The organism is Pseudomonas sp. 86_A, from assembly GCF_017491705.1.
Lineage (GTDB): Bacteria > Pseudomonadota > Gammaproteobacteria > Pseudomonadales > Pseudomonadaceae > Aquipseudomonas > Aquipseudomonas koreensis.
The window spans coordinates 584,432-610,106 of sequence record NZ_JAFGYS010000001.1 but is presented as its reverse complement, the minus strand read 5'-3'; the positions used below and the strand labels follow the sequence as shown (position 1 = coordinate 610,106).

24 protein-coding genes are annotated in these 25,675 nt (G+C 58.5%); 15 read left to right on the top strand and 9 right to left on the bottom strand.

Going from position 1 to position 25,675, the window contains the following annotated elements; translation table 11 throughout:
- Positions 1–22: 22 nt before the first annotated feature.
- The 7 genes from J5M57_RS03070 (at position 23) to J5M57_RS03040 (ending at position 9,231) form a co-directional block, all read left to right on the top strand.
- Positions 23–2,251 carry a polysaccharide biosynthesis tyrosine autokinase gene (locus tag J5M57_RS03070; RefSeq protein WP_169843553.1) on the top strand — a complete coding sequence of 743 codons (2,229 nt, stop codon included), beginning with the start codon at positions 23–25 and terminating at the stop codon, positions 2,249–2,251.
- A 40-nt stretch (positions 2,252–2,291) separates the two neighbouring features.
- Positions 2,292–3,374 carry a glycosyltransferase gene (locus tag J5M57_RS03065; RefSeq protein WP_169843554.1) on the top strand — a complete coding sequence of 361 codons (1,083 nt, stop codon included), beginning with the start codon at positions 2,292–2,294 and terminating at the stop codon, positions 3,372–3,374.
- A 14-nt stretch (positions 3,375–3,388) separates the two neighbouring features.
- Positions 3,389–4,501, top strand: coding sequence for a polysaccharide pyruvyl transferase family protein (locus tag J5M57_RS03060; RefSeq protein ID WP_064588403.1), 1,113 nt, complete (start codon positions 3,389–3,391; stop codon positions 4,499–4,501).
- Positions 4,498–5,727: a phosphoribosylaminoimidazole carboxylase gene (locus tag J5M57_RS03055; RefSeq protein ID WP_207848745.1), complete on the top strand. Its 1,230-nt coding sequence runs from the start codon at positions 4,498–4,500 to the stop codon at positions 5,725–5,727. The genes J5M57_RS03060 and J5M57_RS03055 overlap by 4 nt, the downstream gene beginning before the upstream one ends.
- Positions 5,718–6,821, top strand: coding sequence for a hypothetical protein (locus tag J5M57_RS03050; RefSeq protein WP_064588401.1), 1,104 nt, complete (start codon positions 5,718–5,720; stop codon positions 6,819–6,821). Before J5M57_RS03055 ends, J5M57_RS03050 begins: the two co-directional genes overlap by 10 nt.
- A 12-nt stretch (positions 6,822–6,833) precedes the next feature.
- Positions 6,834–7,877 (top strand): acyltransferase, encoded by a 1,044-nt coding sequence (locus tag J5M57_RS03045; protein WP_207848746.1) that lies wholly within the window; start codon positions 6,834–6,836, stop codon positions 7,875–7,877.
- Between the two features lie 214 nt (positions 7,878–8,091).
- Positions 8,092–9,231, top strand: coding sequence for a GDSL-type esterase/lipase family protein (locus J5M57_RS03040; RefSeq protein WP_207848747.1), 1,140 nt, complete (start codon positions 8,092–8,094; stop codon positions 9,229–9,231).
- Between the two features lie 86 nt (positions 9,232–9,317).
- Here the strand turns inward: J5M57_RS03040 and J5M57_RS03035 are convergent, their stop codons facing one another.
- Complete coding sequence (locus J5M57_RS03035; protein WP_169843559.1) at positions 9,318–9,722, bottom strand: mannose-1-phosphate guanylyltransferase; 405 nt, start codon at positions 9,720–9,722, stop codon at positions 9,318–9,320.
- 38 nt (positions 9,723–9,760) lie between these two features.
- Entirely contained in the window at positions 9,761–10,594 is an 834-nt protein-coding gene (galU, locus tag J5M57_RS03030) for a UTP--glucose-1-phosphate uridylyltransferase GalU (RefSeq protein WP_064588397.1), read from the bottom strand.
- Between the two features lie 389 nt (positions 10,595–10,983).
- Between galU and galE the strand changes: the two genes are divergently transcribed.
- The 6 genes from galE (at position 10,984) to J5M57_RS03000 (ending at position 17,180) form a co-directional block, all read left to right on the top strand.
- Positions 10,984–12,000 (top strand): UDP-glucose 4-epimerase GalE, encoded by a 1,017-nt coding sequence (gene galE, locus J5M57_RS03025; RefSeq protein ID WP_169843560.1) that lies wholly within the window; start codon positions 10,984–10,986, stop codon positions 11,998–12,000.
- Between the two features lie 231 nt (positions 12,001–12,231).
- Positions 12,232–12,468 carry a hypothetical protein gene (locus J5M57_RS03020; RefSeq protein ID WP_003226528.1) on the top strand — a complete coding sequence of 79 codons (237 nt, stop codon included), beginning with the start codon at positions 12,232–12,234 and terminating at the stop codon, positions 12,466–12,468.
- A gap of 89 nt (positions 12,469–12,557) precedes the next feature.
- Complete coding sequence (locus tag J5M57_RS03015) at positions 12,558–13,673, top strand: polysaccharide biosynthesis/export family protein (protein ID WP_173667101.1); 1,116 nt, start codon at positions 12,558–12,560, stop codon at positions 13,671–13,673.
- An 8-nt stretch (positions 13,674–13,681) separates the two neighbouring features.
- On the top strand, positions 13,682–14,347 hold the full coding sequence (locus J5M57_RS03010; protein WP_207848748.1) for a YjbF family lipoprotein: 666 nt from the start codon (positions 13,682–13,684) through the stop codon (positions 14,345–14,347).
- A complete protein-coding gene (locus J5M57_RS03005) occupies positions 14,344–15,105 on the top strand; it encodes a capsule biosynthesis GfcC family protein (protein ID WP_207848749.1) in 762 nt (253 codons plus the stop codon). Before J5M57_RS03010 ends, J5M57_RS03005 begins: the two co-directional genes overlap by 4 nt.
- Positions 15,102–17,180 carry a YjbH domain-containing protein gene (locus tag J5M57_RS03000; protein ID WP_207848750.1) on the top strand — a complete coding sequence of 693 codons (2,079 nt, stop codon included), beginning with the start codon at positions 15,102–15,104 and terminating at the stop codon, positions 17,178–17,180. Before J5M57_RS03005 ends, J5M57_RS03000 begins: the two co-directional genes overlap by 4 nt.
- Before the next feature lie 462 nt (positions 17,181–17,642).
- On the opposite strand, the gene J5M57_RS02995 is transcribed toward J5M57_RS03000, so the two are convergent.
- From J5M57_RS02995 to J5M57_RS02985, 3 genes are all read right to left on the bottom strand, one after another.
- Positions 17,643–19,037: an undecaprenyl-phosphate glucose phosphotransferase gene (locus J5M57_RS02995; protein ID WP_083368406.1), complete on the bottom strand. Its 1,395-nt coding sequence runs from the start codon at positions 19,035–19,037 to the stop codon at positions 17,643–17,645.
- A gap of 390 nt (positions 19,038–19,427) precedes the next feature.
- Complete coding sequence (locus J5M57_RS02990) at positions 19,428–20,087, bottom strand: helix-turn-helix domain-containing protein (RefSeq protein WP_207848751.1); 660 nt, start codon at positions 20,085–20,087, stop codon at positions 19,428–19,430.
- 279 nt (positions 20,088–20,366) lie between these two features.
- The gene (locus J5M57_RS02985) at positions 20,367–21,110 is read right to left on the bottom strand and encodes a winged helix-turn-helix domain-containing protein (protein WP_207848752.1); all 744 of its coding nucleotides are present in this window, start codon (positions 21,108–21,110) and stop codon (positions 20,367–20,369) included.
- A 507-nt stretch (positions 21,111–21,617) separates the two neighbouring features.
- Between J5M57_RS02985 and J5M57_RS02980 the strand changes: the two genes are divergently transcribed.
- Positions 21,618–22,451, top strand: coding sequence for an undecaprenyl-diphosphate phosphatase (locus tag J5M57_RS02980; protein WP_207848753.1), 834 nt, complete (start codon positions 21,618–21,620; stop codon positions 22,449–22,451).
- A gap of 52 nt (positions 22,452–22,503) precedes the next feature.
- On the opposite strand, the gene dusA is transcribed toward J5M57_RS02980, so the two are convergent.
- Positions 22,504–23,514: a tRNA dihydrouridine(20/20a) synthase DusA gene (dusA, locus tag J5M57_RS02975; RefSeq protein WP_207848754.1), complete on the bottom strand. Its 1,011-nt coding sequence runs from the start codon at positions 23,512–23,514 to the stop codon at positions 22,504–22,506.
- Between the two features lie 102 nt (positions 23,515–23,616).
- On the opposite strand from dusA, the gene J5M57_RS02970 reads away from it, so the two are divergent.
- On the top strand, positions 23,617–24,741 hold the full coding sequence (locus J5M57_RS02970) for a tyrosine-type recombinase/integrase (RefSeq protein ID WP_207848942.1): 1,125 nt from the start codon (positions 23,617–23,619) through the stop codon (positions 24,739–24,741).
- A 1-nt stretch (position 24,742) separates the two neighbouring features.
- Here the strand turns inward: J5M57_RS02970 and J5M57_RS02965 are convergent, their stop codons facing one another.
- The 3 genes from J5M57_RS02965 to J5M57_RS02955 all read right to left on the bottom strand — a co-directional run bounded on the left by J5M57_RS02965 (position 24,743) and on the right by J5M57_RS02955 (position 25,666).
- Entirely contained in the window at positions 24,743–25,018 is a 276-nt protein-coding gene (locus tag J5M57_RS02965) for a pyocin activator PrtN family protein (protein ID WP_025111104.1), read from the bottom strand.
- Positions 25,015–25,308 (bottom strand): hypothetical protein, encoded by a 294-nt coding sequence (locus J5M57_RS02960; protein ID WP_207848755.1) that lies wholly within the window; start codon positions 25,306–25,308, stop codon positions 25,015–25,017. The genes J5M57_RS02965 and J5M57_RS02960 overlap by 4 nt, the downstream gene beginning before the upstream one ends.
- Before the next feature lie 64 nt (positions 25,309–25,372).
- The gene (locus J5M57_RS02955; protein WP_207848756.1) at positions 25,373–25,666 is read right to left on the bottom strand and encodes a hypothetical protein; all 294 of its coding nucleotides are present in this window, start codon (positions 25,664–25,666) and stop codon (positions 25,373–25,375) included.
- Positions 25,667–25,675 lie beyond the last annotated feature (9 nt).

The window sequence follows — 25,675 nt, the reverse complement described above, 5'->3', positions numbered from 1 at the left end:
AGTGAATGGTAAGAACAGACTTATGCAGTTACCGTCAGTAATCGCCAAGCGCGATAACGATCAAGACAGTATTGATCTTCTCGGCATATTTGGCAGTTTGATCGACCAGAAGTGGCTGATCGGTGCATTCACCGGTGCCTTCATGGCCGCCGGCGTGGCCTATGCGGTATTGGCGACGCCGGTGTACCTGGCGAACGCGCTGGTGCAGGTCGAACCGAAAAAGAACGACATGCTCGGCTTTTCCGACCTCAGCAGCATGCTCGGCGGCCAATCGCCGTCGGTGACCGAGATCGGCATCATCAAGTCCCGCGCGGTGATCGGCAAAACCGTTGACGACCTGCGCCTGGATATCGACGTCACCCCCAATACGTTCCCGGTGATTGGCGGTTTTCTCGCCCGGCGTTATCGCGGCGAAAGCGAATTCAGCGTGGCGCCGCCGCGTTTTGGTTTCAACAGCTACGCCTGGGGTGGCGAGCGTCTGGAGTTCACCCGGCTCAATCTGCCCAAAGAATTGTTGGGCAAGAAACTCACCCTGGTGGTGGGCGAGCAACAGCGCTTCCAGTTGCTCGATGACAACGACAATCTGCTGGTCGAGGGCGTCGCCGGCGAAGCCTTTTCGCAGGACGGCGTCGAAGGTTTGATCGAGCGCCTGCAAGCCAACCCGGGCACCCGATTTGAAGTGGTGCGCAATCCGCGGATCGTGACCATCCAGGGTTACCAAGATGCGCTGGATATTTCCGAGCAAGGCAAGGAATCGGGGATTATCCGTCTGGCGCTGGCCAGCGCCGACGCCGCCGAAGCGGTGAAGATCCTCAACAAGATCGCTGCGTTGTATGTGGATCAGAACGTACGCCGCACCTCGGCGGAAGCGGCGCAAAGCCTGGCGTTCCTGCAGAGCCAGTTGCCTCAGGTCAAGCGTGATCTGGCCAAGGCCAGCGATGCGCTCAACGCCTACCAGACCCACGGCAAGACCGTGAATATCTCCCTGGAAACCCAGTCGGTGCTCGGCCAGTCCGTCGCCCTCGAAACACGGATTTCCGAGCTGAAAATGCAGCAGGCGGAACTCGATCGCAAGTTCACCAAGCAGCATCCGGCGTATCGCGCCTTGATGTCGCAGATTGGCGAATTGACCCAGCAACAGAAGGCGCTGGAAGGCAAGGTCGGCGATCTGCCGGCCACCCAACAAGAGCTGCTCAACCTGACCCGCGATGTGGAAGTAGCTTCGCAGATCTACACGCAGTTGCTGAACAAGTCCCAGGAGCTGGACATTGTCCGCGCCGGTGCGGTGGGCAACGTGCGCTTGATCGACCCGGCGGACGTCGACCTGACCAGCCCGGTCAAACCGAAAAAAGCCCTGATCGTGCTGATCGCCACCTTCCTCGGCGCCTTTCTCGGCGTGGCGCTGGTGCTGCTGCGCAAGTCCCTGAGCCGAGGCCTGGAAGGGCCGGAAGCCATTGAACAGCTGGGCCTGCCGGTGTACGCCTCGATTCCCTACAGCGCCTTGCAGCGCGAAGAGGACACCAAAAAGGGGCGGGCCAAAATCAGCGCAGAGACGCCGGCCTATCTGCTGGCCCTGCGCAACCCGACCGACCTGTCCATCGAATCGATCCGCAGCCTGCGCACCTGCCTGCATTTCGCCGCGCTGGACTCGACCAACAACCGGATCATGATCTCCGGCCCCAGCCCGCAGGTCGGCAAGACGTTCGTTTCCTCCAACCTCGCGGCGGTCATGGCGCAAAGCGGCCAGCGCGTGTTGCTGATCGATGCCGACATGCGCAAGGGCCACCTGCACAAGACGCTCAACGTGCCGATCGCCAATGGCCTGTCGGACTTGCTGGTCAAGCGCTGCAGCATCGAGCAGGCGGTCAACACGGTGGAAATCGACAACCTGCACTTCATCAGCCGAGGGCAGGTGCCGCCCAACCCTTCCGAGCTGTTGATGCACGCCAACTTCCGCGATTTGCTCGCCGAACTCAGTCAGCGCTACGACGTGGTGATCATCGATACGCCGCCGCTGCTGGCGGTGACCGATGCGGCGATTGTCGGGCGTGAAGCCGGCATCAGCCTGATCGTCACCCGTTTTGCGGTGAACCCGGCCAAAGAGATTGAAATGACCATTCGCCGCTTCGCCCAGAACGGCATCGAGCTCAAGGGCGCGGTGTTCAACGGCGTCGAGAAGCGCGCCGCCAGCTATTACGGTAATGGCAGCTACGGCTATTACAACTACGAATACGCGTCGGACAAATCCTGAGGTTCAGGGGCGTTCCAACAGGCATGAAAGTGGGTGGGTTGTGAAAAAAATACTGCACGTGGCTGAAACGATAAAAGGTGGGGTCGCCACCGTAATCCGCACCATCTCGGCTTCCCCCGACGACCACGACTCGAATTACGAGCTGGTCTATCTGGTGCCGCTCGACCAGAAAAAAGAGCTGCACGGTATCGATGAGCGACAGATTCGCACGTTCGAACGCAGCGGCCGCGATGTGCGCTCACTGCTGCGGTTTGCCTGGCAGTTGACCCGGGTAATGCTCAAGGAAAAACCCGATGTGGTGCATTTGCACAGCACTTTTTCCGGGGTCATCGGCCGGGTGGTCTGCGTGCTGCTGCGGCCGTGGCGCAAGCCGAAAATCGTCTACTGCCCGCATGCGTTTTCGTTCCTGATGGAAAGCTCGCCGACCAAGCAAAAGCTCTACGCGTGGATCGAGCGAGTCCTGCAGCGGGTCACCGACGTGATCATCTGCGTCAGCCGTTACGAGATGGACAAGGCCGCGCGGTTCGGCATTCAGCGCAAGCGCATGAAGCTGATCTACAACGGCATCCATCAGCGTGACGAAGCGCCGAAGGCCAAGGGGCCCGAGCCGATTCATCTGCTGTTCGTCGGCCGTCTCGACTACCAGAAAGGCTTCGACGTGTTGCTAAAGGCCTTCGCCAAGGTGCAGCGCAGCGATCTGAAGCTGACGGTGGTCGGCAGCGCGGTCAATGAGGACACGGTCGAGTGCCCGGAGATGGACGCCGTCGAGTACCTGCCGTGGGTCACGCCGGCCGAAGTGCACGCGCTGTATCAACAGGCCGACGCCTTGATCGTCCCCAGCCGCTGGGAGGGCTTCGCCATGGTGCCGCTCGAAGGCATGGCCATGGGCTTGCCGGTGATTGCCAGCAATTGCACGTCGCTGCCCGAACTGGTCACCCATGAAGTATCCGGCTACGTGTTCCCCACCGGTGACCACCAGGCGCTGGCCGATGTGCTGGCGCGAATCCAGAAGCCGCGGTTGCTCGACCTCGGCAGTGAAGGCCGGAACATCGTGCGCGAACGCTTCAGCGCCGCACGGATGATTCGCCAGACCTACGACGTGTATTGCGCCCCCACTTATTAAGTAGAACTCAGCTTATGAACGTAACGATTTTGCATGGCTACAGTGCGTCCAACTCCGGTGACGGTCTGCTCGTCGATCTGGCCATTGCGCTGGTGCAGCGCAACTTTGGCGAAGACACCTCGATCAACGTCGTGGCGTCCGACCCGCAGTCTTTCGCCTACTTGCCGCACCCGCGTTTCGACGCGCCGGTGATGGCAGCCAAGGGCCTGGGGCGGGTCAAGCAGGCGGTGTTCCTCAACCAGTCGTATGCCGGGCTGGCCGATCTGTTGAAAAAAACCGATCTGATCGTCGGCGTCGGTGGCGGCTACATGCGCTCGAAAAGCGCCTTCGAACACATCAAGCTGAAACTCGGCCACGCCAAGCAGCTGGAGACGGCGATTCTTAGCAAGGTGCCGTCGGTGTATCTGCCGCAAAGCATCGGGCCGTTTCATGGCGAGAGCCGTAAGATCGTCGAGCACTACGCCAGTGCCGACGCGGTGTTCGTGCGCGATAACCGCTCCTCGGCGATGTTCGATGCCTGCGCAAACGTCTACCGCGCGCCGGACCTTGCGGTGCAGTCGCTGGCCAGCAAGATCCTTCAACAACCCAAGTTCACCCGCTGCGCGGCATCGCCGGCCACCGTGTGCGTGGTGCTGCGCAAGCCGCCGGAGTGGAGCAAGGACAAGAAAGTCGCCTACGTCGCCAACCTGAAGCTGCTGCTGCAGCGCCTGAAGAACAAAAGCAAAGTGGTGTGCGCGGTGCAGAGTGCCGTGCGTGGCAACGATGACGGGGCGTTCTATCGCGAACTGGGCATCACCGAAGAGCTACTGTCGTTGAAGGCGACGATTGCCCATTATCAGCCGGACCTGGTGATCTCGGTGCGCCTGCACGGCGCCATCGAATCGCTGCTGTCCGGTGTCCCGGCGTACCACATCAGCTATGAGCGCAAGGGCTTTGGCGCCTATCAGGACATGGGCGTGGAAGACTGGGTGATCAACGGCGGCGACATCAATGTCGACACCATCATCGATACTGTTTACGCGCCGAACGCACTGTCGAATTTCGGCAAGCGCCTGACCGACACCTGCCGCGAAATCGAGGCAAAAACCGTGGCGATGGACGAGATCATCAAAGGGATCGTTCGATGATATTTCGCCTGCTGCTGCGCGGCGGAGCGTTAGGCGCGAAGTTTCTCCTGGTATTGGCCATCACCCATTACCTGGGCTACGAAGCCTTGGGGTTTTACGGGGTGGTGGTCGCGGCTTCGTTGATCGCTTCGAAGTTCTACAGCGTCGGTTTCAGTTCCGAGATCAACCGGCTGATCAGCGTCGGCGGCAGCTCGCGGCGGGTGGTCGACAAAGTCCTGCTGCTGTACCTGGCGGTGGGGCTGCTGCTGTCGCTGGTGACGGTGGGGATTTACTCGCTGTTCCAGCAGGTCGAGGCGGGCACTGCGCTGATCCTCTGCGTGACGCTGGTGCTGCTCACTGAACACCTGTCGTTCGAGATCAATTCGTTCGTGTTTTCCGCGCAGAAAGCCACGGCGGGCGCGTTGCTGTTTTTCATCAAGACCGGTTTGTGGGCGCTGCTGGCAGTGGGCGGGATGATGCTCGACTGGGTGTCCGGCATCGCCAGCGTGCTGTGGCTGTGGGTGGCCGCCAACGTGCTGGTGATCATCGCCGGTTACCTGATCGTGGTGAACGTGCACAAGGGCCGGGTCAGCGAAGCACTGACCACCGCGACCGTGTGGAAAGCCGGGTTGCCGTTCTATTTCGGCACCGGGTTGATCGCGCTGAGTCAGTACGCCGAGCGCTTCCTGATTGCCGACCTCGAACCCTACGCCAGCCTCGGTAAATACGTGTACGCGTGGTCAGCGGCGAACACTCTGCAGGCGCTGTCCTACGCAGTGGTGGCGGTGGTCGGCATTCCGGTGCTGGCCAAGCGGTTTCAGGCGGATCAGCAGGCGTTCACCGTCCGGCACTTGTTCGTCAACAAATGGGTGCTGCGTTCGCTGCTGGTGTCGGCGGCGGTGGCGGTGCTGATTTTCCTGTTCTTCAACGTGGTGCTCGATTACGTCGCCAGCAGCGTGCCGCGCCCGGATAACGCGATCCTCGGCGTGCTGATTTTCTCCTTTGCCCTGCGGGCCATCGGCGACATCGTCTGGGGCGGTCTGATTGCCTCGAAAAACAGTCGAGTGTCATTCGCCAGCGCGGCGATCTGCCTGGCGGTATCGGTGCCGGTCAGCTATGTGCTGATCAAGCACTATTCGATTTATGGCGCGGCGTGGGGCAATGTCTTTGCGATCGTCGTGCAGCTCGCTGTGATTGCGCTGTTGACCCGGGCGACCCGTGTCAAAGGGGCGCTGGCATGGGGTTGAAGTTGCCGTGCATCGAGTTTCGCGGGCGCAAACTCGACTCCTCGCTGTCGTTCCTCATTCTGTTCACCGGGCTGTTTCTGTCGGTGGCGATGCCGCTGTTGATCCCGCGCGCGCCAGGCCCGGATGCGATGACGTTGTGGTCGTCCTATGCGCGCGCCGACAACTGCAATTTCTGGAACCCGTTCTCGCCGGACCGTTCCTCCTACGAGTGTTCGGCGTTCCTGCTGCGGCCCACCGGGATCAACCTGACCAACGCCTGGGCCTACGGAATGTTCTGCAATTTCTTCCTCACGGCGATTCCGGTGGTGGTGTTCCGGCGCATGCCGCTGGCGATCTTCGGCACCCTGTGCCTGTGGGGTGTGGTGCGTTCGTTCTTTCTGGAAAACCTGACCAAGGAAATCATCGTGTCGGTGGCGGTGTTGAGCATTTTGCTCAGCTCGCTGACACGCAAATACCGTGGCGGGTTTTTCCTCTCGGCGGTGATCTATGGCGTGCTGATCCGGCCTTACTGGATTCTGTTTTCGCTGTCCTGGGTCGGCGTCTGCATGATGAAAAAGTACGTCTCGCGCTTCACCTTCTTCCTGATGCTGTTCCTGTTTTACCTGGCAGTGGCCATGGCGATCCAGGTGGCGCTGGGCTTTCCGGTGTCGTCGATTCGCGCGAGCAACAACGAGTTGCGCACGGCGGGCGAGGAGGGCTCCAAGTCGCTGATCGTCTCGTGGCTCAGTGGCAGTGACTTTGTCTCGCAGGCGCTGGACTCGATGATCATCTTCTTCCGGCTGTCGTTCCCGGTGGAGCTGATTCTGTTGTCGGGGCCGGGGCAGGTGATCTTCGTTGCGCTGATGATCATGACCGCGCTGCTGCTGTTCAAAGTCATCACCTCCACCGATTACAAAGGCGCGCCGATCGAAACCAAACCCAAGGAGCTGATCGCGATTCCGCTGGCGTTTCTGCTGGTTCAGGGCTTGTTCGAACCGGACTTCGGCTCCTTCGCCCGGCACTTTTCCATGGTGGTGCCGGTGCTGTTTGTCGGCCTGGGCCTGATGTTGCGCGCGAACAAACCGGTGCGGGTTGAATCAAGAGTCCTGAATTGAGGCGGGTGCTGTATGTCGAGCAAGAAAAAGTCCCTGGAGATCGAAACCCTGCGCGGCCTGGCGTGCCTGCTGCTGGTGCTCTATCACGTTATCGGCCCGCTGGGCGGGGGGCTGAAAATCGATCTCGGCTCGCCGTTCCGGGTCATCGCCGACTCCATGGTGTACGTGCGCATGCCGCTGTTCACCTTCATTTCCGGCTACATCTATTCGATCTACAAAATCCGTGGCAATGACTTTCCCGCGTTCTTCAGCGGCAAGGTGCGGCGGCTGATTGTGCCGCTGTTTTGCGTCGGCGTGCCGTTCTCGGTGTTGCAGGCGGTGGGGCCGGGGGTGAACAAGGACGTCGGCGTGATCGATGCGCTGTTGGCGTTCTGGGTGCCGGTCAATCACTTCTGGTTCTTGCAGGCGGTGTTCATCATTTTCATGTTCGTCGGCCTGCTGGAATGGCGCGGGATGCTGCGCTCGATGACGCGCTTGTACTTGCTGTTCGCGTTCGCGGCGGCGGTGTTTCTGCTGCCACCGTTCAAGCTCGATGCATTCGGCATCAATGGCGCGATTTACCTGCTGCCGTTTTTCGTGGCGGGGATGATCGGCCAGGAAAATGTCGAGGTGTTGAAGCAACGCTTCAAGGTGATCGGGCCGCTGCTGTTTGTGCTGATTTCGCTGACGCTGCTGTACGTGGCAGCGATTGATCGCGAGTTGATTGTCGATCGCCGCAGCCTGATCGGGTTGACCGTGGGGTGTGTGTCCTGCATCGCGTTGCTGTCGAGTGACATGCGCTCGAAGTGGCTGACCTGGCTGGGTGGCTACTCTTACGCGATCTTTCTGTTCCATGTGCTGTTCGCCGCGACGTCGCGCTTTGTCATGGGACGACTGGGGGTAAAAGACGAAAGCATTCTGGTGCTCAGCGGAGTGATGTTCGGCCTGTTGGGACCGGTGGTGCTGTCGATGATTTTCAGTCGCTTCAATGTCACTTCGGTGCTGTTTTTGGGCGAGCGTGCGGCGAAGAAGAAACCGGCGGCGAATATGGTTCCGGTGGTACCGGCCAATAGCTGAAAAGCTTCGCGAGCAGGCTCGCTCCCACAGGGTTCGGTGCTGAACACAGATTCAGCAGATGACCGCAATTTCTGTAGGAGTGAGCCTGCTCGCGATAGCGGTATGTCAGTCAAAGTTGCACCGTCTGAACCAACGACATCGCGAGCAGGCTCACTCCTACAATGGATTTGGTTCGTACTCCAGTCCCCTCAATCCAGAATGAAGGAAATAACGCATGTTGGCAGTGGATGACGCGCAACCCGTCGCAGCGTCGGTGGTTGAGGTGGGCGATGCCCGCGAGCGTTTTGCGCAGTGGCGTGAAGGCAAGGCCGGGAAGGTGCTGTCGGTCTCGGTGATTGGCGACAGTTACAGCGCCGGGCAGGATTTCTACCTGAACAAACTGGTGCAGCTTGTTGCCGGGGAGGTGGGTTTTGCCGGTCCCGGTTATGTCGGCTTCAACCATGGCGCAGCGCTGGGCGGTACGCATTTCAAATACACCCGCAGCAGCGACCAATATTTCGGCGGCGGCTGGCAGGTATCCGGCCTCGGTCAGGCCAGCCCCGACAGCCGCACGGTAACCGGCAAACCCGGCGCGTGGCTGCAGATCGACGCCCATCCGACGCCGGCGATCAACACCGCCGTGAGCCAGGCGAAATTGCTCTATCTGGGTAACGGCGAAGCCAGTGAACTGCGCTACCGCTGGACGCCCTCGCAAGACTGGAAACCGTTGAAACTCGAAGGTTCGGGCGTTCAGGAAGTGCCGCTGGCAGGTCTCTCTTCAGCAGCAGACTGGTCGTTGAAACTGGAAGTGCTGAAGGGCGCGCCGACGCTGTTTGGCCTGTGGATGAGCAACGATCAGAACGGCGTGCGCGTATCGAAACTGGCGGCATCGGGCGCGGCATCGGCGGACTTCTATCACCAGGATCGGCCATGGCAGGTGCAGTGGAAAACGGCGGTGTCGAAGATCCCCGCCGACGTTTATCTGATCATGCTCGGCGGCAATGACCAGGGCTTCGGCGTCAACCCCGAACAGTATCTGCACAACGTTCAGGGCCTGGTGGCGATGATCCGCGAGATTCAACCGGCGGCGAGTATCAACCTGATCATGCGTCAGGACACTACGCGCTCCAGTGCCTATCCGATGTCGGCGTATGCGCAGGTGCTGCAGCCGTGGGCGCATGAGCAGCATCTGGGTTACGCCAACCTGCAATGCGCTTTTGGCCCGGACGTCAAACGCTATGCTGCCGCGATGATCGGCCCGGACCAGATTCATCCAAAGCCGGCCACGGGCGGCAAGGTGATTGCTGATTACTTTTATCGCTGGATCGTCAGTGGCATCAACGCGGACAGTTGCGACACCACCAACCCCCTGTAGGAGCTGCCGAAGGCTGCGATCTTTTGATCTTGCTCTTAAAATCAAAAGATCGCAGCGTGCCGCAGCTCCTACAGGGTGCAGCTTTTCTATTCGAATTGTTCGATCTGGCTCAGTAGCTCTTTGAGCTTTTGTGGCATCAGTTGCGTCGCACACCGCGTCTCCACGTTGATGATGATCGCCGGCTCGTTGCAGCACAGGCGCACACGGAAGCGCCAGTCGCTGAAGATCACTTTCAGGCCATCACGGTCGTCCATTTCCAGCGCCTGCTCGGCATAGCGTTGTTTCAAGTGGGCGAGCAGGGGATAGGGATCCGCCAGCGTCCGGCGAATATCGCCGGACGAAGGAAACATGCCGATGCGCTCCACCAGCAGAATGCTGCCCAGCCACGCCTCGTTGGCGCTGGGCAACGGCTGATGGCGTGACAGCCAACTCACCGTTCCGAGGTTGCCCACCTCCCGTTCAATGTCCGCTGAATGTTGTGCCATGTTCATGCTGGTCTCCTGAATAGAGAAGTGGGCGAGGGACCGTCTCAGCGGCCCTTGAGGTACACGTTGTCGTAGCAGAAATTGGTCGCCTGCAAGTAACCCTCGGCGTCGCCGCAGTCGAAGCGCAGGCCCTTGAACTTGTAGGCCAGCACGCAGCCGTTCTGCGCCTGTTTCATCAGCGCGTCGGTGATCTGGATCTCGCCGCCCTTGCCCGGCTGGGTGTCGGCGATCAGGTCGAAAATGTCCGGGGTGAGGATGTAGCGGCCGATGATCGCCAGGTTCGATGGCGCGTCCTGCGGCGCCGGTTTTTCCACCATGTGATTAACCCGGTAGATGCCGTCGGAGATCAACTCGCCGGCGATCACCCCGTACTTGTGGGTCTGGTCGGCCGGGACTTCCTGGATGGCAACGATCGAGCAGCGGAATTTCTTGTACAGCTGGATCATCTGCGAGAGCACGCCGTCACCTTCCAGGTTCAGGCACAGGTCATCGGCCAGCACCACGGCGAAGGGTTCGTCGCCGATCAGCGGACGGCCGCTGAGAATCGCGTGGCCCAGGCCTTTCATTTCCACCTGGCGGGTGTAGGAGAAGGTGCAGGTGTCGATCAGTTCGCGGGTGCCGGCGAGGAATTTCTCTTTCTCGGTGCCGCGGATCTGGTGTTCGAGTTCGTAGCTGATGTCGAAGTGGTCTTCCAGCGCACGCTTGCCCCGACCGGTGACGATGGCCATGTGTTGCAGGCCGGCGTCCCGTGCTTCTTCGACGGCGTATTCGATCAACGGCTTGTTGACGATCGGCAGCATTTCTTTCGGCATGGCTTTGGTGGCCGGCAAGAAACGCGTGCCGTAACCGGCGGCGGGGAACAAACATTTACGAATCATAAAAGTATCCTGAACAGTCATGGAACACAGCCAACGGGTGCGCGCACTCACGCAGGTGTGCAAGTTTCAATGAATATTGAAGGACTGCTTTAATACCTGAGTCGAGTAGTTAATGGCAATTAGCAAGCGCGGTAAAACATGACAATGTTATGAGATGTCGGTAACAGCGTTATTAGTTATTTTTAGTCGGTATCTGTTGATAGTGATGTGTGTACTTGGAGTGCTAATAAGTACCAGGCAATACAGTTTGACCTGCAAAAGTATTTATTGCCAGAGGTTGAACTAATTTTGTTTGAGGCTGTTGTCGTCCTTGTTTGTGTGGTGCGCCACAGAATCAATAAAAGGGACTTGACACGCTACTGGTTACTTATCCAATGACGGACCGCGCTATGAAGATTCTGGTAACGGGTGGCGCCGGCTATATCGGCTCGCACACCACACTTGCGCTGCTTGAAGCAGGTTATGAAGTTGTTGTACTGGATAATCTTTGCAACAGCAGCGATGCGGCCCTGCACGCGATAGAAGGTATTTGCGGCAAAAGCGCGCTGATGATTCGCGGCGATGTCTGCGACCGCGCCTTGCTGGACCGGATTTTCCGCGAGCACGCCATCGACGCCGTGCTGCATTTTGCCGGGCTCAAAGCCGTCGGCGAGAGCGTGCGCAAACCGCTGGATTATTACGAGAACAACGTCGGCGGCAGCATCACGCTGTGCCAGGCGATGGCCGCGGCCGGGGTGTTCCGCCTGGTGTTCAGCTCGTCGGCCACGGTGTATGGCGAGCCTGAGCAGATGCCGATCCGCGAGGATTTCCCCACGGGCATTCCAACCAATCCTTATGGCCAATCCAAGCTGATCGTCGAGAACGTGCTGCGCGACCTGAGCCAGGCCGAGCCGCGCTGGAGCATCGCCTTGCTGCGCTACTTCAACCCGATCGGCGCGCATCACAGCGGGCACATGGGCGAAGACCCCAACGGCATTCCCAACAACCTGTTGCCCTATATCAGCCAGGTGGCGGTCGGCAGCTTGCAGGAACTGTCGATCTTCGGTGATGACTACCCGACGATCGACGGCACCGGCGTGCGCGATTACATCCACGTCGTCGACCTCGCGGACGGACACCTCAAGGCGTTGCAGGCGATTGCCGGGCGCCCGGGCATCCACACCTGGAACCTCGGCACCGGCGACGGCTACAGCGTGATGCAAGTGCTGCAAGCCTTCGAACAGGCCTGCGGGCGCCCGGTGCCGTACCGGGTCATGCCGCGTCGCAGCGGCGACATTGCCGAGAGCTGGGCCGACGCCTCGAAAGCGGCGAAAGAACTGGGTTGGAAAGCCACGCGCAATTTGCAGGACATGGTCACTGATACTTGGCGCTGGCAATCTAACCATCCGCGCGGTTATCTCGAATGATGTCGTTCTAATACTGAATGTTAGTTTCGGTCAGCTGTTAGATATCGTCGGGAAAATACGCTGGAAATGCCTTTTGCAAGTCCGTAGATATAAACCTGCCGTTCGACTTTTATCAGTTGGGTAAGACTGTGAAAGAACGACGGATCTTGTTCGCGGTTTTTGCGGACTTGAACGCTACCACCGCTAACACAGGCCGGTTTTTAACAGGCCGAATGTTAGAAAGGAGTTGATATGAAAAAAGTGATGGCGATTGCCCTGTTGACGATGTTGAGCAACTGGGCGTCCGCCGCTGAAGCGCCGCTTACTGCGGTGACCAATGTATCTGGCAGTGTCGCGGCTTCTACAGCGCCTGCTGCCAGTACGGCAATGGTTGCCAGTGCAGTTGCGGCGTCCAACAGCGGCGGAAGTGCCAACGGCGGTACCACGGGCACCACCGGTACTACCGGCACCACCGGCACGCACAACTAACAGGAACATTTGTTAGTGCAGTACAGGGTCGCCCGACGCAAGTCGGGTGACTTTATTTTTAGATTTGCCTTGAATAGCGTAGTGCCATTATGACTCGTAGTTTTTCTCTTTTGCTGTTGGCAAGTATCGCTTTGCAAGGTTGCATGTTTTCCCCCGGCCAGTACCTGAGCACCGGTGACATCACGCGCCAGGGCGCCAGTGAAAGCAGTCGGGTCGAGCTGATCCCGATCACGCCCAAGCTGATCTCGATGACGCGCGCCACGCAAAAGCGTGAAACGGTGCCGGCGGAATTGTTGGCCACGCCTGCCGAATATCGCATCGGCAGCAACGATGTCTTGTACATCACGGTCTGGGATCACCCGGAGCTGACCGCGCCATCGGGGGCACAACAGCAGATCGACGCCAACGGTCGTCTGGTGCGCTCCGATGGCACGCTGTACTACCCGTTCATCAAGGAAGTGCAGGCGGCCGGCAAAACCATCCAGCAACTGCGCTCGGACATCGAAACACGACTGTCGGCGTTCATCGCCGAGCCGCAGGTGGACGTCGCGGTGCTGCGTTTCGCCAGTCAGAAAGTGGTGGTCTCGGGGGCCGTGGCCAAGGCCGGTCCGCAGCCGATTTCCACCAATCCGCTGAGCGTGGTCGAAGCCCTCGGTTCGGCCGGCATCGACACCAACAATGCCGACTTGTCCGGCCTGCTGCTGACCCGCAATGGTCGGGTGTATCCGCTCAATCTCGATTCGCTCAACCAGCAGGATTCCGAGCTGCAGCATGTCTACCTCAAGGGTGGCGACCAGCTGTATCTGCCGTACAACGACAACAAGCGCATCTACGTCATGGGTGAGGTCAATCAGCCCCGTGCGCTGAGTTTCAAGACCGCGACCATGAACCTGTCGGATGTGCTCGGTTCGGTCGGCGGCTTGAGCCAGACCACCTCCAACGGCAACGCGGTGTACGTGATTCGCGGGGTGGAAAACCTCGATGTCGAGCCGGCGAAGATCTACCAGCTGGAAGCCCAGTCGCCGACCGCCATGGCACTCGCTTCGCACTTTCAGGTACGCCCGCAGGATGTGGTGTATGTCGGCCCGGCCAACGTGACGCGCTGGAACCGCTTCATCAGCCAACTGGTGCCGTCGGCATCGATTGTCGGGACCGGGGCTTCCGCTGCGAAGAACTGGAGCGAATTCAGTAACAACAGCAAATAAGGCCGCCTGTGAAAACCTTGAAAGTTGGCGTCTGCCTGATGGCGGCCTTGATGTTGTGTGGCTGTAACCCGCTGATGACCGCGTCGGTGCGCAACCTCAAGTCGGCGGTGCTCGGCCCGGACGAACTGGATGTGAGCGCGGCCCAAGTGGCCGAGGTCAAGTACCCGCAAATCAAACTGACCACACCGTCCGGCTCCGGGGTGCTGGCGCTGGTGCGCGAGCGGCAAGACCTGCAGTTCTGGGTCGCCTCCGGCAAGCAAGTGTTGCTGCTGCGTGACGGCCTCGCCGTGCGCACCATTGGCCTGGGCGTGGAAGGCGATCTGGACGGCACGCGGCTGGCCGATAACGCGCCGTTCAAACACGGCCTGCATCAAGTCGCCGATGGCTTCACCACTCAGCGCTGGATCGACCTCTACAAGGGCCAGCAAGTCGGCTTGATGGTCAACAGTCGTTTCTTGCGCCGATCCACGCAAACCCTGGACATTCTCGACAAGGAATACACCGTGCTGCGTGTCGATGAACAGATCGATGTCCCGGCCATCGGCCTGCGGGCGACCAATCATTATTGGGTCGACCCGGTGGACGGGTTCATTGTGCAGAGTGAGCAGCAACTGACCGCGCAACTGCGCGTGCGCATCGTGCAACTGACCCCTGATCGCAGGCATCTGCCATGAAGCGCTGGTGGATGTTCTCGGCGGGCTTGCTGTTGATCAGCGGCGCGAGTCAGGCAGCGGTCAACGTGAGCGGCGATGTCGCCAACCCGGGGCCGGTCGAATTGCCGCCGGGCGGGCGCTTGCTCGACGTGATCAGCGTGGCGGTGCCGAACGCCGAAGGCTACTGGCTGGCCGGTGAGTTGTTGCGCCAGTCGTTGCTGGAAGAGCAGGCGCGGCTGAAGGCCGGGGTGTTGTTCGATCTGGATGTGTTGCAGCGCATGGCCGCGTTGTTCGATCGCCCGAGCCGCGCCGCGCTGGCGTTGCGGCTGGCCGAGCAGGTGCGGCAGATGCCGGTCACCGGGCGCCAGGTCGCGGATCTGGACCCGGTCGCGGTGGAAGTCGGTTTTGCGCGCAACATTCGTCTCGACGATGGCGATCGCCTGATCTACCCGAAACGGGTCGACGAGGTGCAAGTGCTGGGCGCGGTCGCCGACACCTGCCACGTGCCTTATCAGCCGCTGCTGGAGGCGCGCGAATACCTGGAAATCTGCACGCCGCTGGACGACGCCGAGGCCGATTACCTGTGGCTGATCCAGCCCAACGGTGCGGTCCGGCGCGTGGGCATTGCGCACTGGAATCGCGAGAGCGGGCACTTCCCCGTGGCCGGCAGCAAGATTCTGGTGCCGGTGAAAAACGATGATCTGGATCCGCCTGTTCCTGAGCTGAATCAGCAGTTGGCCGAATTGATTGCCACGCAGCTGGCTGAGGTGGTTCGTTGAAGTTACGTGTTGCAGCTGTGTTGTTATTGCCGTGCGGCCTGGTGCATGCCGAGCCGCGCATTACTCAAAATGATTTCGGTGGCACCGGCCTGTTGCAGACGCCGACGGCGCGCATGGCCCCGGCCGGTGAACTGAGCGTCAACGCCAACCGCACCGAGCCTTACAGCCGCTACAGCGTGTCGTTGCAGCCGCTGGACTGGCTCGAAGGGTCGTTCCGCTACACCGCCATCACCAACCGGCCCTACGGCTCCGAGGCGCTGAGCGGCAGCCAGAGCTATAAGGACAAGGCGGTCGACGCCAAAGTCCGGCTGTGGCAGGAAACCCATTGGGCGCCGGAAGTGGCGCTGGGCTTCCGAGACATCGGCGGTACGGGCTTGTTCTCCAGTGAGTTTTTTGTCGCCAACAAGCGCTATGACAATTTCGATTTCAGTGCCGGCATTGCTTGGGGTTATCTGGGCAATCGCGGCGACATGGACAACCCGCTGGGCTACGTCAGTGATCGCTTTGACACCCGGCCGGCCCTCGAGGGGACCGGTGACGTCAACTCCGGCTCGTACTTTCGCGGCAAGCCGTCGTTCTTCGGTGGCGTGAGTTATCAGACACCGTGGGATCGGCTCAGCCTGAAACTCGAATACGAAGGCAACGACTACAAGCACGAACCGAAGGACAACGTGATCAAGCAAGACACGCCGATCAACGTCGGCGCAGTGTTCAAGGTGGCTGATTCGGTGGACGTCAGCGCGGCGTGGGAGCGTGGCAACACGGCAATGTTCGGCATCACGTTCCACACCAATTTCGTCAGCCGCAAGGCACCGGCCAAGACCTACGATCCAACGCCTGAACCGTTGCCGGCGAAGATGCCGACCACGTCGATGGAGCAGGTCGACTGGGCCAACGTTTCGCAGCGTTTGCAGCAGAATGCCGGCTACAAGGTCGAGCGCATCAGTCAGCGTGATTCCGAGTTGATCGTGTACGGCGAGCAGCAGCGTTACTTCCATTCGTCGAAGGCCGTTGGCCGCGCGAGCCGGATTCTCGACAACAGTGTGAACGACGACATCAACTGGTTCACCGTGGTCAACAAGCGCTACGACCTGCCGCTGGAGGAGACCAGCGTGCCACGCCAGACCTTCCGCGAAGTGATCAACAACGAGGAGCCGCTGGAGTCGTTGCACCGCACCACCGAGATCAACCCGGCGATGCCGCACAACGAGAAAACCCTCTACACCGAGGCGCCGCAGCATTTCAGCTACGGCGTGGGTTTGGGCTTCAAGCAAAACGTCGGCGGCCCGGATGGCTTGCTCTATCAATTCAGTGCCGACGCGGACGCTGAATACCGCTTCAACCGCAACACCTGGTGGAGCGGCTTGCTCAGTGCCAACCTGGTGAACAACTTCGACAAGTTCTCTTACGACGCACCCAGCGGCCTGCCGCGGGTGCGCACCGATTTGCGTCAATACCTGACCACCTCGGAAGTGACCATGCCGTTGTTCCAGGTCAGCCATGCCGAGCAGTTGGACAAGGACCTGTATGGCATGGTCTATGGCGGGTATCTGGAGTCGATGTTTGCCGGTGTCGGTGGCGAGGTGCTGTTCCGGCCGACCGGCGAGCGCTGGTCGGTGGGGGCGGATCTGAACTACGTGCGCCAGCGGGAATTCGACCAGGGTTTCGGCCTGCGCGACTACTCGGTCTGGACCGGCCACATCACCGGTTATACCGACTTGCCGTATGACACGTTGGCGGCGGTCAGTGTCGGTCGCTATTTGGCCGGCGACTGGGGCGGCACGCTCGACATCTCCCGCGAGTTCTTCAACGGTGTGCGCTTCGGCGCCTGGGCGACAATCACCACCGCTGGCAGTGCGGAATACGGCGAGGGTAGTTTCGACAAGGGCCTCTACCTGTCGATCCCGTTCGACGAAATGATGAGCATGTCGACCATGCGCCGCGCCAACCTCGTCTGGGCCCCACTGACCCGTGACGGCGGCGCCAGGCTCAATCGCAGCTTCCAGCTGCACTCGATGACCGATAGCCGCGAAGGCGATATGTTTTATCGCAACTTCTCGAAGATAACCGAGTAAACCCGGAAGGCTGGAAAACCTGTGGGGGCGGTGAACCCGGTATCTCAATCACACCCCCCCTGTAGGAGTGAGCCTGCTCGCGAAGGCGTCGACACATTCAACATCTCTGTCGTCTGACACACCGCTTTCGCTTGCAGGCAAGCTCCCACAATGGCCCTGTGGCAACTCACAAATCCCGATCCATACCGAGACCCCCTGTGGGAGCGAGCCTGCTCGCGAAGGGGGCGGCACATTCAACATCTCTATCGCTTGACACACCGCCATCGCGGGCAAACCACGCTCCCACAGTGGTGCGCGGTGAAGCCAGTATCTTGGTCACACCCCAATCCCCTGTGGGAGCGGGCTTGCCCGCGATGGCGTCGGCACTGCAACCACCGCCAAAGGCTGACCCCCCAAAAATCCCGCCCACAAAAAAGGGGACTTTCGTCCCCTTTTGGTATTGCCTGGTCGATTACCAGTCCATCAATAAATATCCTTCGACAACAGCGTAAACGGCGTCTTCACCAGGATCTTCAGATCCAGCCACAACGACCAGTTGTTGATGTAATGCAGGTCCATCTCCACGCGACGCTGCATCTTGTCGATGGTGTCGGTCTCGCCACGGCAGCCGCTGATTTGCGCCAGCCCGGTGATGCCCGGTTTGATTCGGTGGCGGGCCATGTACGCGAGGATTTTCCCCGAGTAGTAGTGGTTGTGCGCCACCGCGTGCGGGCGAGGGCCGACCAGGGCCATTTGCCCCTGCAGCACGTTGAACAACTGCGGCAGCTCATCCAGCGACGTGCGGCGGATGAAGCGTCCGACGGCGGTAATGCGCGAGTCATTGCGGCTGGCCTGAACCACCTCGCGGTCATCGTGCACGCGCATCGAGCGGAATTTCCAGACTTGAATCACCTTGCCGTTCCAGCCATGGCGATCCTGCTTGAAGAACACCGGACCCGGCGAGTTGATCTTCACCGCCAGCGCGATGAACAGCAGCACCGGGCTCAACAGAATGATCGCCAGCAGCGCGACGCCTTTTTCCACCAGGCTTTTGCTCAACGCAGCGGTCGGGCGGCTGGTCAGCGGGCTCTCGTTGAGGCAGATCGCTGGCAGACCGTCCACCACCTTCACCGAGTGATTGAGCAGGGTCAGACTGTTCAAGTCCGGCACCCAGACCACATCGACGTTGGCACCGAGCAAATCGACATACATCGCTTCGATTTTCGCCGCTTCCGCCAGCGGCAAGGTGATGTAAAGACGACGGATGTCATGGTCTTTGATCAGTTGCAGCAGATCTTCCTGATCGCCGACCACACGCGGTGCATCCGCATCCAGCTCCGCCGTCGCGCCATTGCTGACCAAACCTACCAGCGGCAGGTTTTCCACCAGACTGATCTTCTTCGCCAGGCCCAGCGCCAACTCACCCGTACCGACGATCAACGTCTTCTGCGCGCTGGTGCGGGAACGCTGGTAGTACTTGGAAAAGGCATGCAGCGGCGCATACAACAGCGCCTGACCGAGGAACCCGTACACCGCCCAGCTCAACGTCACTTCACGGGAAAACACCTCGTCGGCCTTGCACACGAACGCGATGCAGACCAGTGCGACCATGGTCATCGACCAACCCATGAACAGACGTCCGAGCCCGGTCAGGTAATTGTCCTGCTTGCGATACACGCCGCTGAACGTATACGCCGGCACCGAGGCCAATACCGCGAGTGTCGCGCACATGCGGTAATAGAACTCGACGGTGCCCGTATGCCGTTCGGCGAGTATGAACAACAGCGCAACAATGAATGCCTGCGCCAACGCCCATTGGCCCCAGAAGGTAAGTCCCTTGAGGCCGTTATTTCGATTGATCCGTAGAGAAAGTTCCATGAGATATCCCCAGAAATACGTCCATTCAGGTTTCGACAGTTAAAGTCCGAGTTGCTAGATAGGCTTGTTGTTGTTATTGGACGAGTGTCCTGAGGTAACAACGTCGATAGGCCGAACTGTCGTCAATCAATAGACTAAGTTATTGCTGAAGAGGGTGTCTGACGAGTTCTAACAAGATGGCACAGTGCCAACTTTTTAATAAGCACATACACTGCTGTTAAAAAAGGTCGTGGAGCAGGGGGTGAATTAATGATGTTGTGTTTGTTACTGTAGGAGGGGTGGAGGCAGGGAGCTTTATTTTACCAGGGAGGTGAAGTCAAACAGAGTGCTCTTGTTGTTTTTGTAATCGCACTGTTTTCTGTTTGTTTTGTCCGCGGATATCGGCGGTGTTTACGCCACGATGTCCTGGATGAGGCAATAACCGCGGTTTCTTACGGCACGAAACAGGCGCTCACCATTACTCGCGCTTTTGAACTTGTCCTGCAGGCGACTCAGGCACATCTCGAGACCACGATACTGCTCCGGCTCGCGGCCGATGCTGAGGATCAGGTCATCGCGACTGACCACGCGTTCTTCGTGATTGAGCATCTTTCTGACCAGTGCGGTTTCAAGCCCGGTCAGGCTGATCTCGACGCCTTCCTTGACCAGTGCGCCTTGATCGTTGTCCAGATGCCAGGTCTCGCTGCACGGAGCACCGTGTTCATTGGCTGACGTCGGGCGGGCGGTGTCCGCGTTCATTGTCGGGGATTGGTGAAACGGGTTGGCCGATTGTGCGGCGAGCCATTCCGATTCGAGGGTGGCCAGTATGCGCTGGGTGTCGTGTTCAATCGTACGGGCGACGTTTTTCCGAGTGCCGCTTGGGTAAGAAAACTCCATCAGCATCGGGGCGGAAGAGGGCGAAGTAGCACCTTCAATAAACATTTGTGCCTGAGACGTGCCAAACGAATTGAAGCGCTCGCTGGACAGAATGCTCTCAAGTTCACGCTGCGACGTTGTACTGTGAGTCACGACGACAAAATATTTTCTTGGGAGGGTTGTACTAGTTTCCATGTCTCTCTCCTAAAATGTGCACCAAAATGGGCGAAAAGATAAATCGGCAGGCGAGCAATGACTTCCTTGGAAGTAATCGACAGGCAGGGTCTGGGCCCAAAATGGCCCTCGATAAGTTCCACTCGTTCTGCTGCTATGTTGTGAAGTTTATTGTTATGGTTCGGTGTAGCCGCGCTCATTCAATTGCTTGATTATTAGTAGATTTGAAGTACAACTTGAGCTGTATGGTTGCATATGACGATCCTTCGTGATTATGCAAAGAGAATGGCTGCCCGAGACTCAGGCAGTCGATATCAGACCCCGCATCAGGCGATAGCCGTAGCCGCGGATGCTCTGAATCGCGTTAGTACCATACATGTCCTTGATTTTTCCACGCAAGCGGCTGATCGATTTTTCCAGCGCTCTCGGATCGTAGAAATGGGTATTGAGCCCCATGATGCTGGCGATTTCATCATGGCTGAGAATGTGGTTGCTGGTTTGCGCAAAGGCCTCCAGGATCTTCATCTCGGCAAACGAGATATCGAGTTTCTGGCTGCTGCCGCCGAGCAGGCAGATACGCGTCGGGTCCAGCGTCAGATTGATATCCCGCTGCCATTCTTCGCTGTTGAAGAACTCACCGAGCAACTCCGCGCCTTCGTCGGAAAGGGTATTGAGTTTGATACAGAAGTCGGCACCGGCCAGAAAATACTTGATCTTGTTGAAGGCGCCGCGCCCGGTGATGACCGCGCAAATGATCGGTTTCAAGTTGTCGGTGCGCAGGTTCTCGATCAGCGCAAGATTGTCTTCCAGCGCTTGCGGACTGTCGATAACGATGAAGATGGCGCGGTACGAACCAGAAAGTTCATTGTGCTTGGATGAACTAGTGTAGGAGCTGACATCAAGTGCCATATCAGTGCGTACGTGCTTTGCGATCAGCGCTCTAAAATGTTCGGCCACGCCACGGGTACGGCCCAGAGTGAGTACACCGGGATCGTCGTTTGTCGGGCGCGGACTTCTAGTCGCCAAGTTCCCTGAGAGCATCATGCATTGACTCGAATTAGGTGCTGACATCGGGATGTTAAAGCACCGGTTCTCATCTGTGACTGACAATTGGTAACATTCACGCGATTTTTAGACGTGGCTCCCGAGTTTTCTAACAATAATTAAGCATTTCAAGCTTTTAGTTGATTTTCTCGGGGCTGTGAACTAGTCGTTACATGGTGGCAATATGGAATTGTGCCACTATTTTGAATCTATGGCCACGGCTTTATTCATGTCCAATTGCCACTGTCTGCTGGCGAGAGATAATGTGAGCTGGATCACACTTTATTGATGGATCAAACTTTTTGCTACTAAAGGCCTAAATATTTTTCGAGTAGTTCGTAGGCGGACGTTTATTAACATGGCTTGAGTGTGTCTTTTGATAAGACATATTCTCCGTCGCCTGATCAGGCAATGGGTGTCGCGTTATACCGATTGTTTAACTTCAGATACTCAATTCCTGAATGCAGTTGACCGGTCGCTCATCAAGAGCGCTCTGACGGAGGATTAATGGATTTCTGGACCTTTATCCAGGTGTTGATTTTAGGCGCAGTGGAAGGCCTGACCGAGTTCTTGCCGATCTCCAGTACCGGCCACCAGATCATCGTCGCCGACCTGCTGGACTTCGGCGGCGAACGCGCCATGGCGTTCAACATCATTATCCAGCTGGGGGCGATTCTGGCCGTGGTCTGGGAGTTTCGCCCGAAGATCTTCGACATCATCAAAGGCCTGCCCAGCCAACGCAATGCACAACGTTTCACCCTCAATCTGTTGATTGCCTTTCTGCCAGCGGTGGTCCTCGGAGTGCTGTTCGCTGACAAAATCCATCAATACCTGTTTAACCCGATCACCGTGGCCATGGCCTTGGTGGTGGGCGGCATCGTCATGTTGTGGGCCGAACAGCGCAGCCATGTGGTGAGCGTCGATCACGTCGACGACATGCGCTGGTCAGACGCGTTGAAAATCGGCTTCGTGCAATGCCTGGCGATGATCCCCGGCACGTCGCGTTCCGGCTCGACCATCATCGGCGGTTTATTGTTCGGCTTGTCCCGGAAAGCCGCCACAGAGTTCTCGTTCTTCCTCGCCATGCCGACCATGGTCGGCGCCGCGGTGTACTCCGGCTATAAATACCGCGACCTGTTCCAGGCCAGTGACCTGCCCGTGTTCGCCCTCGGTTTCGTCATCGCCTTCATCTTCGCCATGATCGCCGTGCGCGGCCTGCTCAAATTCATCGCCAACCACAGCTATGCGGCGTTCGCCTGGTATCGGATCGCGTTTGGCTTGTTGATTCTGGCGACGTGGGTGTTTGGCTGGGTGAACTGGACGGAAGCGGCGGCGGGGTGATGCGCACGCCAGGCGGATCAACCCGCCTGGCGCGTTTTACGGAGGGGGGGGCTCAACGCCCTTGCAGTAACTCGCCAGCCTGATCCAGCAACGCCAGCGGATCCTTGGCCTTGTGAATATCCACCGACAACAACTGACGGAATTTACGTGCCCCCGGAAACCCGGTACCTAACCCCAGCACATGCCGCGTGATGTGATGCATCGCGCCGCCGGCCTGCAAATGCTCGGCAATATAAGGCCGCAACTGCGCCAGCGCCTTGGCACGGCTGATCACCGGCGCGGTGCTGCCGAACAACTGCTGATCCACCTCCGCCAGCAAATACGGATTGTGATAAGCCTCACGCCCGAGCATCACACCGTCAAAGGTCTGCAAATGCTCATGGCAGGCCTCCATCGTCTTGATCCCGCCGTTCAGCACAATTTCCAGCTCCGGGAAATCCGCCTTCAACTGCGCCGCCACGTCATACCGCAACGGCGGAATGTCGCGATTCTCCTTCGGCGACAACCCCTCCAGAATCGCAATCCGCGCATGCACGGTAAAACTGGTACACCCGGCATCCCGCACCATACCGACGAAATCACACAACTCGGCGTAACTGTCCCGCCCATTGATCCCGATCCGATGCTTCACCGTCACCGGAATCGACACCGCATCACGCATCGCCTTCACACAATCCGCCACCAACTGCGGATGCCCCATCAGGCATGCACCGATCATATTGTTCTGCACCCGATCACTCGGGCAGCCAACATTCAGATTCACCTCGTCGTAACCATGCGCCTGCGCCATGCGCGCGCAAGCGGCCAGATCCAGCGGAACACTGCCGCCCAACTGCAGCGCCAGTGGGTGCTCGGCTTCGTTGTGACGGAGGAAACGTTCGTGATCGCCGTTAAGGAGGGCGCCGGTGGTGACCATTTCGGTGTAGAGCAGGGCGTTCTTCGACAGGAGGCGTAGGAAGAAACGGCAATGACGGTCGGTCCAATCCATCATGGGCGCAACGGAGAACCTTCTAGATAGCGTAGAGCCGGTGTTTGTTGGGTATGTAGCTGATTTATGTACCATTTTGCTCTACGTGTTCTAGGCCGATTTCAGGGGGTAAATAGGCGTTTTCTGAGGTCGGTTGGTACAATGTACCAATCACTTTTCCAATTGTACCAGTTGACTATGGCCACGATCAGAGCACGGAAACGCACCGACGGCAGCACCAGTTACACGGCACAGATACGCCTGTTTCGCGATGGGGCGCAAGTTTACCAAGAGAGTCAGACCTTCGCCCGAAAACAGGCCGCACAGGCTTGGGTGCGTAAAAGAGAAACCGAGCTGGACGAACCAGGTGCGATCGAGCGGGCGAACCGACCTGGTGCGACGATCAAGGAGATGATCGATCGCTACTTGGCTGAGATGACCAAGGCGCGCCCTCTCGGGAAAACGAAACTCGGTACGTTGAAGGCGATCAGCGAGTGCTACCTGGGAAAGTTGAACGACAGAGATATAAGCAGCCAGCATCTGGTCGAGTATGCGTTATGGCGCATGGGGAAGGAGGGTGGTGGCGTTCAGCCTCAGACCGCTGGTAACGATCTCGCACACCTGGGCGCGGTACTCTCGATCGCTCGACCCGCTTGGGGTTATGAGCTGGATCCGCATGCAATGGTGGACGCGCGCCGAGTATTAAAAAAGCTCGGTTACAACATGAAAAGCCGCGAACGCGATCGCCGGCCCACCCTAGACGAACTCGACAACCTGCTTACACACTTCCTGGATATCCAAACCCGTCGTCCAACTTCTATCAACATGCTTAAGCTAACGGGTTTCGCGTTGTTTTCCACGCGTAGGCAAGAAGAGATCACTCGGATCCTGTGGGATGACTTGGACGAAGTTGGCCAGCGGGTACTGGTTCGTGACATGAAGAATCCAGGCCAGAAGATTGGTAACGACGTCTGGTGTCATTTGCCGCCAGAAGCATGGGCGATACTTCAGACCATGCCAAAAGTGTTGCCTGAGATTTTTCCTTACAGCGCTGAATCCGTGTCCACGTCCTGGACAAGGGCCTGCAAAATCCTGGGCATCGCAGATCTGCACTTTCACGATCTGCGCCACGAAGGAGTCAGCCGGCTTTTCGAAATGGACTGGGATATTCCGCGAGTGGCGAGTGTGTCGGGACATCGAGATTGGAACTCGATGCGCCGTTATACCCACCTGCGCGGGCGTGGGGATGTTTATGCAACTTGGGAGTGGTTCGAGCGCATCCTGCAGGCGCCCGTAAAGCTGGGCGCCAAAACGTTGAAGTGAGTTAGCTGCTGCGCGGCGCGCTATTCAGTTGGTTACTTTCTTTGACTGCTGCAGCGCGCTGTTCATCCAGGTAAGCCGACAGGTCTGCAATGTGAACACCTTTCGCACTTTTCTGGCTCGGCTCCATGCGAGTAATCGGCAGCTTTATCTGCCCGGCACCCACTTTGCGTTGAAACATATCCGTTGTCAGGTGCGTGAAGTAATCCTGGCAAACTCGATCCAGCGGAATTACCACTTGGCCATTGTATTGGGCCATCAGTACAAACAGCGTTTTCATAGTGCGATTCCTTCGAGTGAGTAAGTTCGATCAATTGGGGGAGTGGCTGTTGATTTGCCTGCCAGTAGTTGAGCAACAACTGCGAACTCTGCCGCATCGATGTCGCCCAGCTCCTTAGCGAAAGTGGTAAGGCATTCAAGCCGGATCCGCGCTGCTTCAGTTTTCCGTACTCGATAATCGAACAGTGCTGCACCTACGATTCTGATAGCCATCAGATGCCGAGCGTGGGGGTCACTGTTGTTGAGTGTGTTAGCCTTCGAATCACTGCCGCTTTGGTGCTGTACTTCCATGGTGTTGCCCTCGGTGGTGGTTGATGTCGGGGAGCTGCAACTCCTCGACATCGCTTCTATTCCGTCAGTCCCGACGGGCCAGGTGAATAACCAGGTCAGCGTAATTCGGGTCTTCCTCTGTACAGGATTGCCATTCCAGTACGCTCAAAATCTGCTGTGGGCTGCATGAGTCCACCAGGATTTCGCGCTGGCCACCTGCAGCACGAACTTCAAGAATCTGCAGCAGCCCGTCCTCGCCGTAAGCCCCGGCTTGAATCACCAGCTGTCTTTTCTCCAACTTATTCAGGCGTTCAATGACCTCCTGCAGCTTGTTCGTGTTGCCGTCGCCGGCGTTGCCCATAAAGACTTGAATTTGCATCGGTGTTGC